Origin of the sequence: Amycolatopsis echigonensis (assembly GCF_014174495.1) — a bacterium.
GTDB classification, from domain to species: Bacteria; Actinomycetota; Actinomycetes; order Mycobacteriales; family Pseudonocardiaceae; genus Amycolatopsis; species Amycolatopsis echigonensis.
Genome location: NZ_JACJHR010000066.1, coordinates 38,936 through 50,571, shown reverse-complemented (window position 1 = coordinate 50,571; position 11,636 = coordinate 38,936). Strand labels below are relative to the sequence as shown.

Here is an 11,636-nt window from a genome sequence, read left to right as displayed (position 1 = left end):
GTCGCGCAGCTCGGCGTCAGCGGCCAGTTTCGCGACCTTGGGGCGTTTCGCGCGCTGCTCCGCGGCGTGCTGGGCGCTGCTGGCCCGGTAACCCGAGGACCCGGTGTTGCGGGACAGTTCCCGCGACACCGTCGACGCCGGCCGCCCGAGCGCCCGCCCGATCGCGCGGACGCCGTGGCCCGCCGCCCGCAAACAGGCGATCTCTTCCCGCTCGGCCAGGCTCAACCGCACCGGCCCCGCCCGACGGGGCGCATTCCCGATCACCCCGCCAGCCGGGCGGAACAACCGCACCCCGGTGTTCGGGCTCAGCCCCGCCGCGCGGGCCGCCGGCTTCGCCGCCAGCCCGCGCCGCACCTGCTCCCAGAACACCACCCGCACCGACCGCGGCAACCACCGGTACTTCCGCACCCTCGCCATCACAACCCGCCCCCTCAACCAGACGGCGTTGCAACCACCCCATGACCCCAAGGTCCCCTCACGGACTCCCACGGCACCAACCCGGCTCAGCGCACCGTCACCGGCACCGAACGGGTCACCCCGTTCACCGTCACCGAGATCTCCGCCGTTCCCGGGCGCAGGCCCCGCACCGTCCCGGTGGCCGGGTCGAGCGACACCACATCCCAGGGCGCGGGCGGCCAGCCGCCGATGTGCACCCCGCGACCGCCCCAAGCGGCGCTCACCGGGTACGCCACCGGGATCGATCGGCCTTCCTGGGTCATCGCAGCGGTCACCTTTCCGGTCCCGCCCCGCGAAAGAGTGCCCGGGCCGGTCACCGTCAGCGCGTCGACGTTCGGGCGCGTCTCGAACTGGACCGGCTGGCCGCGGTCCGACGGGTCGACCCGCACCAGCGTCCAGCCGACGAAACCGCCGTCGCCGGGGGCCGCGGCGGGGGTCTTGCCCGAGTTGCCGTTCACCAGGTACGGCACGCCGTCCGTGCGCGACAGCCCGAACACCCCGGCGTGCGACGCCAGCGAAGCAGCCGGTTTCCCGGACTTCTCCTCGAAACCGGTCAGCCACGTCTGCAGCAACGCGGCCTCCTTCCGGTCGCCCAACTGGGAATTGCCGGTCGGGCTCGGGTCCTTCACCGGATGGTGCATCGCGACGACCACACCGCGCACCGAGCGGTCCTGCGCAGCGTTGTCGAGCGCCTCGCGCAGCATGCGGACCTGGTCGAATCCGCCAGCGCGCAGCGAACCCCGCGAGGAATCCATCAGGATCAACCGCACGCCGTGGACGTCGACCACGCGGTGCGCTTCCCCGAACGCGGCCTGAAAATTGTTCAGGCCGTTGCCGCCCTCCGCTTCGTGGTTGCCGGGGACGTAGTACCAGGGGACGCGGCCGTCCAGCTCTTCGGTGATGATCTTGCGGGCCAGGACGAAGTCCGGCGCGGTGCCGCGGTCCACGAAGTCGCCGTTGATCACGACGAGGTCCGGTTTCGCGGCCACCGCTTCGCGCAGGGCTCGACGGGCCTGGCCGACCAGCGGGCCGTCCGGAGCATCCGCGGTGAACTGCGCGTCGCTGACGACCGCGATCTTCAGGCCGCCGTTGCCGAGCGTGCCGTTGGTGACCAGCGCCGGGTCCGGCACGGCCGGATCGTGCGGCACGGAGGTGGTCGGCGCGACCTCGAAGGTGAGGTCGTTGAAAACCAGCCTGCCCTCGTACTGCTTGGCGGGCGCGGTTTCCACGGCATAGAACCGGGTGAGCCGTTGTCCGTCCGGCAGTCCGGCGGGCACCGCGGCGGTCACGTATCGCCAGCCGGTCCAGGTGACGCTCAGCGAAAGGTCCACAATGGACGCCGTATTGGCACCGTCGCGAAGTTCCGCGCGGATCCAGGCTCCCTTGCCGTCGCCGTTGATCCACATGCCGATCTTCTGCGTGCCGCCCGGCACCGCGATCGGGTTGGCGGCGTTGACATACGCGGCGCGGGTGGCGGTGGTGCCGGTGAGCCGGTAGTCGAGCGCCAGACCCTTGCCGCCGTTGCGTCCGTCCGCCGACGACAGCGCCGCGCCGACGACCGCCGGATACACCGTCGCGGACCAGCCTTCCGGACCGGCCAGCGGTGCCGCGACCCGGGCTTCAGTGCCCACCGAGGCCGCCAAGTGCATGGTCTGTCCGCCCGCGTGCACGGTGATCGCGGTGGCCCCGGACGCGGTCTTCGCGGCGACCGCGAAACCCTTGCCCGACGGCTCGATCTTCACCACGGCGGGGTCGTATTCCAGCTTCACGTCCGACGGTTCGATCCAAGTGCCGTAACCGTCCGCGTCGTAGCCGTAGACCTGGAACTCGCCGCGCGCGTCGGCACCGGACAGCGCGACCTGCTTCGTGCTCGCGCCGAGGCGGACCGGTTTCCCCAGCACGGTCAGCTTCGTGCTGCCCTTCACCAAGTTCTGGTGCGCGGTGACGGTCACGTCGGCGCGCGCGTCCGGGTGCAGGAAGTCGGGCTGCGCGGTGAAGACATTCTTCGTGACAGTGCCGCGGACCGGGTTCGACGTGGTCCAGAACGGCTTCGACGCTACTGCGGCACCGGTCTCGTCGTGTCCGTTCGGCACGAGCGCGCGGCTCAGGCCGGACAGGACGCGAGTCGAGTTGTCGCCCTCCTGCGCGGGGGCGGGCACGAAGCCGGTCAGCCGTCCGCTGCCGGGCACGGTCGCGACGCCGATGCCGTTGGGCACCAAGCGTTCTCCGCCGTCCGAAGGCGAGTTGCGCACCGACGGCGCGGCTTCTCCTTCGCCACGCGCGAGCAGCGTCGAGGAGCCGCCGCCGTCGAGGTTGATCGCGTCGTCGGCACCGAGCCGCTTCAGCTGCCGGGCCATTTCGAGTTCGGTCATCCCGCGGCTGTCGGCCTGGCGGCCATCGACCGTGACGAGCCACATCCGCTTGCCGTCAGCGGAAAAGCCGACGCCGGTGCGCGGCGCGAGGGTGACGTCGTCGAGTTGCTGGAGCTGCCCGTCCTTCAGCAGCGTCTTGTTCCCGCCGACCGCGACCGCGATCTTGCCCGCGTCGGTTCGCGGCGCGTACGAGACTCCAACGCGGTCACCGACGTGCAGCGCCGACAGCGCGTCCGCACCAGCTTCACGGCCGAGGAGCAGCGTGCTGCCAGCCGGAATCGGGCCGTCCGCCGGCTGCGGGCGCACCTGCGTCACGACGCCGTCGCGGATCTCGACCTCGGCGACGCGTTGCGCGCCGGCCACGGACGTCGCGCGCGCCGAAGCGCCCCAGAGCGGTGTGTACACGCCGAGTGCGTCCTTCGCGAGCACCGGGCTGTTGAAATTCGTGGCGGGGACAGCGCGGCCGTCCGGCAGCGTGACCGACGCTTCGAGGAAGATGTCGGCGAGCTTCGCGCGGCCCTGCTCGGTGATCGCCGCGGTGGTGTTGTGGCCGGACGCGGGTGCGTTGTGCAGCTCGCCCTTGTCGATGCCGACACCGAGCGGCGCGCCGGAGGCATTGATGTCGAAGAAATCGCCGTTGACGCCCGCGACCGCACCGGCGCGAGCGACCTGCTGAGACAGCGGGGTGCGCGCGGAAACGGTGCCCGGGCTGAGGTAAGTCGGCTTCAGGACCTTGCTGGTGAGGTCGACGCTCAGCGCGTCGCCGCGGATCCAGCCCTTCGGGTCGAAGCGGTCGAATTGAGTGAGGTTGAGACCAGGTGCCACCGCGTTGGTGGCGCTGCTGGTCTCGAGACCGTCGTCGGCGGCGGGCGCCGCGGCGACGGCTGGAGCTTCCCTGGCCGAGGAGAAAGCGGAGGCGGTCTCGACCGGTGGCGAGCCGAGCGGAGCGGAGAGCGGGTCGGCCTGCGCCGGTGTGGCCAGCGACAGCGCGAGCAGGACGCTGAGCAGCACGGATCTTGATCTTTTCACCAGATACCCCCCGATCGCGAAAATGGCTCAGACCAGCCAAATCCATCGGCGCGACCGCCGGAAGTCCCCGCGGTGAACGGGACCTGAATGGCGCAGGATTATCCGCTCAGGGAGTCATACGAGCGGCGAGGAACCCCTTCGCGACGGCCGCGTCGCCAGCGATCTCGGGCTGCGTGTCGGTGCGATTCCACAGCAGCACCAGCAAATCCCGCGCGGGCGCCGCGACGGTGGCCACCGCTTCGCCCTCGCCCAGCTCGGGCGGTTCGCCGGGAACGACGGTCCACGCGTGCCCGGTGTCGGTGGTGCGCAAGGTGATCGGCGCGGCCAGCGGAACCTCGTGTTTCCAGCGCGCGACGCGCGGCAGCATCGTGCCGAGCACCTCGTGGACGCCGTCGGCGGCGATCAGCGGATCAAGCTGCGCCGTCCGGCCGCGCGCGCCGAACAGATCGACCAGATGGACGGCAGTTTCGTGCACCTGGCGACGGAACCAGAACGCCTTCGTCTTCGGCGCGGCGCCGAATACCCAGCACGAGTCGGCGGGATCGGCCGCTTCGAGCTCGTCCAGGAGTTCGGCGGCGCTCTCGCCGTACCAGGACGCGAGGTCGCCGCCCGGCGAAACGTCGAATTCCTGCTTGCTCAGCTCGCCGGTGCGGACGATCCCGGCGGCCCATCGGTGCACGTTGCCCAGATGCGTGACGAGGTCGCGCTTGGTCCAGTCGCCGCAGTACGGGACCGGATTGCCGAGGTCGCCCGGGGCTTCCGCGGCGAAGGCCCCAGTGAGCGTGCGGAGGTGCGGCAGGTAGTCGCGCGGCGGCAGCGGCAGAGCAGTCACCGGTGGAGGTTAACCGATGCGCTGGGTTCCGAGCACCGACAATAACCGCAGTGCTTCCTCGCCCGGCGAGCCCGGCGCGGCGGTGTACAGCACGACCTCCTGGTCCCGGTCGGAAATGCCGAGCACATCGCAATCCACGCACACGGTCCCGACGACCGGATGCTCGAACGTCTTGCTGAACGTCGATGCGGCCACCACGTCGTGCGACGCCCACAGCGCGGCGAACCGCTCGCTCCCCGCGAGCAAATCCGCGACGAGAGTGCGCACCTCGGGGTCGTCCGGGTACTTCGCCGCGGTCACCCGCAGCCGGTTGGCCATCGCGCGGGCGAACGCCTCGGCTTCCACCAAGCCGTACAAACGGTCACGGCCGCGCGGGAGGAAGACCCGGCGCGGCAAGCTGCGCTCCTCGCGGGACAGAGCGGAGAAATCCTCCAGCAGCGCGGCGGCGAGCGGATTCCAGGCGAGCACCTCGTACGTCGCGGAGAGCACGATCCCGGCCGTCTGCGGCAACCGGTCCAGCAGGTCGAGAATGGTTTGCCGGACCTCCCGGGACGGGCCCCGCGCGGGCCTCGGCGCGCCGGCGAGTTCGTGGAGGTGGTCGCCTTCGACGTCCGAGAGCCGCAGCGCGCGGGTCAGCCCGGCCAGCACCTCGTTCGACGGGTTCGGGCCGCGGGCCTGTTCGAGCCGCGTGTAGTACTCGACCGAGATGAACGCCAGCCGCGCGACTTCCTCGCGCCGCAGCCCGGGCGTGCGCCGCCGCCTGCCCGCGGGAAGGCCGACATCCTCCGGGGCGATGCGTTCGCGCCTGCTGCGCAGGAAACCCGCCAGTTCCGTTCGGTCCACCCGTCCAGTCTGCGCAGTCCGGGCGGGCTCAGCCAGGTACCCCCGATGCCTGGCTGCCGTCTCGTCGTCGAACGACCATCGAAGTCATGACCGAAACACGAACGAACAGCCTGCTCGACGGCAAGATCGCCTTCATCAGCGGCGCCGGGCGAGGGATCGGCGCGGCAGCGGCCCGGTTGTTCGCCGAGGAGGGCGCGAAGGTCGTCCTGGACGCGCGGACCGAAACGCAGTTGAAGACGGTGGCCGAACAAGTGCGCGCGAAGGGCGGCGTCGCGGATTACGTCCGGTGCGATCTCGCCGACCCGGCAAGCGTTCAGGCCGCGATCGACCGGGTGCTGGAGCTGCACGGCCGCCTCGACCTCGCGTTCAACAACGGCGCGACCGGCACGCCGCCGAGCCCGCTGGACGAGGTGCCGCTGGCCGACTTCGACCGCCTGTACCAGGTGAATCTGCGCGGACCGTGGCTGGCGATGGCCGCCGAGGTAAGGGCGATGCGGGCTGGTGGAGGCGGGGCCATCGTGAACACGTCCAGCATCGGCAGCTTCGGCGCGAACCCCGCGCTGCCCGTTTACGGCGCCGCGAAACGCGCGTTGAACAGCCTGACCGAATCGGCGGCGGTCGCTTACGGGCCGGAGGGGATCCGGGTGAACGCGATCGCGCCCGGCACGACGATGACCGAGATGATCCGGCGGTGGGAGGCGGAATCGCCGGGACTGCTCGACCGGCTCGCGGAGACCACTCCCCTCGGCCGCGCGGCCGATCCCGCCGAAATCGCCGAAGCCGCGGCGTGGCTGCTGAGCGACCGGGCTTCCTACGTGACCGGCGCCGTCCTGCGCGTCGACGGCGGCGCCCGGGTCTAGGAAACGCGAACGCCGGGCGGGGACCGAAGTCCCTGCCCGGCGTTCGGGAGGCTCAGTGCCGGACCAGCCGGATCAGCCCGATCACAGGTCCGGGAACCACAGCTTCAGCTCGCGCTCGGCCGACTCCGGCGAGTCCGAACCGTGCACCAGGTTGTACTGGGTCTCTAGCGCGAAGTCGCCCCGCAGAGTGCCCGGGGTGGCCTTCTCGACCGGATCGGTGCCGCCGGCCAGCTGGCGGAACGCGGCGATCGCGCGCGGGCCCTCGACGGCCATCGCGACGAGCGGGCCGGACGTGATGAACTCCAGCAGGTCGCCGAAGAACGGGCGCTCCTTGTGCTCCGCGTAGTGCTCCTCGGCGACGGAGCGCTCGACGGTGCGCAGTTCCAGCGCGGCCAGCTTCAGGCCCTTGCGCTCGATGCGCGAGACGACCTCGCCGACGAGGCCGCGCGCGACGCCATCGGGCTTGACGAGGACCAGCGTGCGTTCAGTCACGACGGTATTTCTCCTTGTGCGGATTCGTGTTAATCGGCGCTGAGCCTATCCGACGCGTCGGCCGGGCCGGTCAGGGCCGCTGCGGCTGCAGCGTCTTCGACCACAGCGAGGCCCCTGTCGCGTCGCGGAGGTCGACCGTCAGCGCCCCGCTCGCACCGTCCACATTCACCTCGCCGAAGTGCTGGAACCCTTGCGCCGGCGAGGAATTCTGCGTCTGCGGAGCGTGCACGAACACCGCTTCCGGGCCGAACGTCGGGTCGAGTTTGTTCGGGCCGAAGGCGCCGGCGTTGAGCGGTCCGGAGACGAATTCCCAGAACGGGTCGAAGTCCTGGAACGCGGCGCGCTCCGGCGAGTAATGGTGCGCGGCGGTGTAATGCACGTCGGCGGTCAGCCACACGACATTGCGCACGCGGTGCCGCGAGATCTGCCGCAGCACCCAGGCGAGCTCGGTCTCGCGGCCGCCGGGCGCGCCGGGCAGGCCGTTGGCGACCGCCTCGATGTCCTTGCCGTCCGGCACGACGAGGCCGATCGGCATGTCCGCCTGGACGATCTTCCAGGTCGCGGTGCTGCGCCGGAGCGCGTCGGCCAGCCAGCGGGCCTGCGCCTCGCCGAGGATGTGGCCGGGTTTGGTCTGGTCCGAGGTGTTGGCGTCGCGGTAGGTGCGCATGTCGAGCACGAACACCTCGACCCGGCTGCCGTAGCGGAAATTCCGGTAGACCCGGCCGTCGACGGCCTGGAGGCGGTCGATCGGATGCCATTCGTGGAACGCCTGGAACGCGCGCTGCGCGAGGACGTCGGCACGTTTTTCGGTGTATTCGGGACGGTCGTTGAGGATTTCGCCGGGGTACCAGTTGTTGACGACCTCGTGGTCGTCCCACTGGACATAGGCGGGAACCTCCGCGGCGAAACGGCGGAAGTGGGTGTCGAGCCGGTTGTAGGCGTGCTGGCCGCGGTATTCGTCGAGGGTTTCGGCGACCTTCGACTTCTCCGGCGTCACGATGTTGTGCCAGGTGCCCGCGCCGCCAGGGAGCGTGACAGTTTCGGTGAGCGGGCCGTCGGCGTACACGGTGTCGCCGCTGTGCAGGAAGAGGTCCGGGCGGCGGTCGGCCATCGCGGAGAAGATCGTCATGCCGCCGAGCGCCGGGTTGATGCCGTAGTTCTGGCCGACGACATCACCGCTCCACACGATCCGCGTGTTCGCGCGGCCGACCGGCGCGGTGGCGAAACGGCCGGCGACCGGTTCACTCGCGCTGCGGCCGTCGAGGTCCACCGCGGTGACGCGGTAGTGGTACTCGGTGCCCGGGGCCAGTCCGGCGACGCGCACCTTGCCCGTGCCGCCGGTGTCGGGCGTGACGAAGGGGCCGGGCACCCGCCGCGCGTGCCGGAACGACGGGTCGCGCGCGATCTCGACCATCAGCCGCGCGGGGCGGTCGGCTCGCGACCACACGATGCCGGAGCCGGCGGTCACGTCCCCGGACGCGACGCCGTGGGTGAGCACCGGACGGTCGCGGCGGACGAGCGGGGCGGCCGAGGCGGTGCCGGGCAGCAGCACGCCCGCCTGCCGCGGCGAGCGCGGGGACGGCGATTCCGGCTTTGAGGACGGAGCGCCGCGATGGGGTCGTTTCGGTCATGACGGTCGTTCTATCCGGCAACCACGGCCAAGCGGCCAATTCGGGCTGACCGCCGGGTGAACGGCTCACTCGGCAGGAGGAAGTTCACAACCAGTCGTTACGCTCGGTGTGCTTCCCGAACCATCTCGTGCTCGCACGAGGCCGCCTCCGAAGACAGCGGACGCTTCACGAATCCGTGCCGCCGGTACAAGACCAGCGCCTGCTCGTTGCCGCCCGCGACGCGCAACATCAGCTCACCGGCCCCGCGTCCTTCGCTCCAGCGCACGACGGCCCGGACGAGCGCGTCCCCGACTCCCCTGCCGCGGGCCGAGGGAGCGACCCACATCGACAGCAGCTCGGCTTTGTCGCCGCGTTCGGAAAGGTGCCCGCTGACCATCCCCGCCGGAACGCCGTCGAGGTCGGCCAGGGCGTTGAACGACACGTCCCGCAGCCGGGCCCGCCAGCGCGGTTCGGCATCATTTTCGCCTTGCCAGTCCGCGAGCTTCGCACTGAACGCCGCCGGATCCTCGCGCAGCGCCGCCAGCCGGAGGTCGCGCCACTCCGCCCAGTTCTCCGCGCTCAGCTCCCGCACCACGATCACACTTGCACCGTCGCCGTGGCGGCCCGGCCGTTACATCGGAATAGGGTGAAACCATGCGGATCGACCGGCTCGACCACCTCGTCCTCACCGTCGCCGACCTCGGCGCGACGGTCGATTTCTACACCCGCGTCCTCGGCATGGCCGAGGTGACGTTCGGGGCCGGGCGCAAGGCGCTGGCGTTCGGCTCCAGCAAGATCAACCTGCACGAGGCCGGGCACGAGTTCGAACCCAAGGCGGACCGGCCGACGCCGGGCAGCGCGGACCTGTGCCTGATCACGGCCGATTCGCTCGAGCAGGTCGTCGACGATCTGGCCGCGCACGGAGTGCCGATCGAGGAGGGCCCGGTCGACCGCACCGGCGCGACCGGGCCGATCCGCAGCGTGTACTTCCGCGACCCGGACCGGAACCTGATCGAGGTCAGCGTCTACCGCTGAGCCGGTACGGCCGCGGGCTCAAGCCTGGGGCTGCTGCTGGCTCGGCAACGTGCCCGCGGCCATCCGGCGCGCGACGTCGCGGCGCAGCCACAGGAACCACAGGAACGCGGCCAGGAAGATGATGCCGATGATCGCGATCGCCGGCTGCGTGACGCCGACCCCGATGATCGCCAGCTGCAGCAGCAGGATCACCGGCACCGCCCAGACGTGCTTCAGCAGACCGCACAGCACGATCAGCACCACGGCCAGCGCGATGACCGTCCAGCCGGTGAAGCTGGTGATGCCGCCGCCGAGTTTCGCGACGACGGGCAGCGCCAGCGCGACGGTGATCGCCTCCATGATCAGCGTTCCGGCCAGCACGCCGCGGAAGCCCTTCATCGGGTCCTTCGCGGGCGGCTTGACCGGCGTCTCGGGGTTCTCGCTCATGCGGGCTCCTTCCCGAACAGCGTGCGCGCGTCGCCCGCGGTGACCACTGAACCGGTCACCAGGACTCCGCCGCCCGCGAGCGGTTCCTCCGGGTCGTCGGTCTGCTCCACGAGGCCGATCGCGGTCTCGATCGCGGTCTCCAGGTCCGGTTCGGCGAGCACGCGGTCCTCGCCGAAGATCGACGCGGCCAGCTCGGCCAGGTCCTCGACCGGCAGCGACCGCGGCGACGAACTCCGCGTGACCACGATGTCGGACACGACCGGCTCCAGCGCGTCCAGGATGCCGCGCGCGTCCTTGTCGCCCAGCACGCCGACGACCGCGACGAGCCGGCGGAAGTTGAACTCGTCGGCGATCGTCGCGGCGAGCGCCCGCGCGCCCATCGGGTTGTGCGCGGCGTCGACCAGCACCGCCGGGGCGGCCCGCACGTGTTCGAGCCTGCCCGGGTTCTCAACCTCGGCGAACCCCTCGCGCACCGCCTCGACCACGAGCTGTTTGTCTTTGCCCGCCCCGAAAAACGCCTCGACCGCGGCCAGCGCGAGCGCCGCGTTCGCCGCCTGGTGCGCGCCGTGCAGCGGCAGGAAAATCTCGTCGTAGACGCCGCCGAGGCCCTGGAGCTTCAGCATTTGGCCGCCGACCGCGACCTCGCGTTCGAGCACGCCGAACTCGCTGCCCGCCCGCGCCACCGCGGCGTCGACCTCGACCGTGCGCTTCAGCAGGACGTTCAGCACCTCGGGGTCCTGCTCGCCGATCACCGCGACCGATCCGGGCTTGATGATCCCGGCTTTCTCCCCGGCCGCGTCGACCGCCGTCGGGCCGAGGTATTCGGTGTGATCCAGCCCGATCGGCGTGATGACCGCGACCTGGGCGTCGGCCACGTTGGTCGCGTCCCACGCGCCGCCCATGCCCGCCTCGAGCACCGCGGCCTCGACCGGGGCGTCGGCGAACGCCGCGAACGCCATCCCGGTGAGCACCTCGAACTTGCTCATCGGCACGCCGTCCTCGCTGGCGCCGTCGACCATCGCCACGTACGGCGCGATGTCCTGGTACAGCTCGGCGTAGCGGGCGGCGGAGACCGGGCGGCCGTCGAGCGCGATCCGCTCGGTGACGAGCTGCAGGTGCGGGCTCGTGTAGCGGCCCGAGCGCAGTCCCATGCGGGTCAGCAGCGAATCGATCATCCGCGCGACCGAGCCCTTGCCGTTGGTGCCCGCGACGTGCACCACCGGGTAGCTGCGGTTCGGCTCGCCGAGCAGCGTCATCAGCGCCTGGATCCGGGCGAGCGACGGTTCGAGCTTCGTCTCCGGCCAGCGCTGGTTCAGCTCGGCCTCGGCGGCCATCAGGTCGCGGCGCGCCTCCGGGCCGTTCTCGTCGCCGAACTCGGCGGGCGCGCCCTCGTCGTCGAGTTCGTGCAGCTCGGCGCCCTCTTCGGGGCGCAGGTCCGGCACCGGGCCGAGCGCCAGGTTGTCGCCGAGCTGGCCGATGCCGCCGATCCCGCCGCGCGAACCGCCGCCGACGGTGTACGCCGCGTCCGGCGCGTCGAGGTCGGGCTCCAGCTCGTTCCCGGCGTCGTACTCGTCGTCGTCGCCGTGGGCGAGCGCGCCCAGTTCGTCGACTCCCGCGAAACTGTCCGGATCGGAGAGATCCGGCCGCCGGGTCTCCTCGGGCTCCTCACCGCGCGGCACTC

Annotated in this window: 10 protein-coding genes and 1 pseudogene; 2 read left to right on the top strand and 9 right to left on the bottom strand. The window is 71.2% G+C overall.

The window, feature by feature from the left end; translation table 11 throughout:
* The 4 genes from H5411_RS34070 to H5411_RS34055 all read right to left on the bottom strand — a co-directional run.
* A partial coding sequence (locus H5411_RS34070) for a helix-turn-helix domain-containing protein (RefSeq protein ID WP_183126163.1) occupies nt 1-417 on the bottom strand: 417 nt, incomplete at its 3' end.
* Between the two features lie 86 nt (nt 418-503).
* Nucleotides 504-3,839, bottom strand: coding sequence for a phosphodiester glycosidase family protein (locus H5411_RS34065; protein WP_101434231.1), 3,336 nt, complete (start codon nt 3,837-3,839; stop codon nt 504-506).
* Nucleotides 3,840-3,963: 124 nt separating this feature from the next.
* A complete protein-coding gene (locus tag H5411_RS34060) occupies nt 3,964-4,689 on the bottom strand; it encodes a maleylpyruvate isomerase family mycothiol-dependent enzyme (RefSeq protein WP_183126162.1) in 726 nt (241 codons plus the stop codon).
* A 9-nt stretch (nt 4,690-4,698) separates the two neighbouring features.
* Nucleotides 4,699-5,532, bottom strand: coding sequence for a helix-turn-helix transcriptional regulator (locus H5411_RS34055; RefSeq protein WP_101434229.1), 834 nt, complete (start codon nt 5,530-5,532; stop codon nt 4,699-4,701).
* 86 nt (nt 5,533-5,618) lie between these two features.
* Here H5411_RS34055 and H5411_RS34050 point away from each other — a divergent pair, with 86 nt between their 5' ends.
* Nucleotides 5,619-6,392 (top strand): SDR family NAD(P)-dependent oxidoreductase, encoded by a 774-nt coding sequence (locus tag H5411_RS34050; RefSeq protein ID WP_101434228.1) that lies wholly within the window; start codon nt 5,619-5,621, stop codon nt 6,390-6,392.
* 81 nt (nt 6,393-6,473) lie between these two features.
* On the opposite strand, the gene ndk is transcribed toward H5411_RS34050, so the two are convergent.
* The 3 genes and pseudogenes from ndk to H5411_RS34035 all read right to left on the bottom strand — a co-directional run bounded on the left by ndk (nt 6,474) and on the right by H5411_RS34035 (nt 9,095).
* Nucleotides 6,474-6,884, bottom strand: coding sequence for a nucleoside-diphosphate kinase (ndk, locus tag H5411_RS34045; protein WP_101434227.1), 411 nt, complete (start codon nt 6,882-6,884; stop codon nt 6,474-6,476).
* 70 nt (nt 6,885-6,954) lie between these two features.
* Nucleotides 6,955-8,515 (bottom strand): annotated as a pseudogene (locus H5411_RS34040) (alkaline phosphatase D family protein).
* Between the two features lie 97 nt (nt 8,516-8,612).
* Nucleotides 8,613-9,095, bottom strand: coding sequence for a GNAT family N-acetyltransferase (locus tag H5411_RS34035; protein WP_101434225.1), 483 nt, complete (start codon nt 9,093-9,095; stop codon nt 8,613-8,615).
* 53 nt (nt 9,096-9,148) lie between these two features.
* On the opposite strand from H5411_RS34035, the gene H5411_RS34030 reads away from it, so the two are divergent.
* Nucleotides 9,149-9,529, top strand: coding sequence for a VOC family protein (locus tag H5411_RS34030; RefSeq protein WP_101434224.1), 381 nt, complete (start codon nt 9,149-9,151; stop codon nt 9,527-9,529).
* Nucleotides 9,530-9,547: 18 nt separating this feature from the next.
* Here the strand turns inward: H5411_RS34030 and H5411_RS34025 are convergent, their stop codons facing one another.
* Together H5411_RS34025 and folC are read right to left on the bottom strand one after the other, a co-directional pair.
* A complete protein-coding gene (locus H5411_RS34025; RefSeq protein WP_101434223.1) occupies nt 9,548-9,955 on the bottom strand; it encodes a DUF4233 domain-containing protein in 408 nt (135 codons plus the stop codon).
* Entirely contained in the window at nt 9,952-11,634 is a 1,683-nt protein-coding gene (gene folC, locus H5411_RS34020) for a bifunctional tetrahydrofolate synthase/dihydrofolate synthase (RefSeq protein ID WP_183126160.1), read from the bottom strand. Before folC ends, H5411_RS34025 begins: the two co-directional genes overlap by 4 nt.
* Between the last annotated feature and the right edge of the window lie 2 nt (nt 11,635-11,636).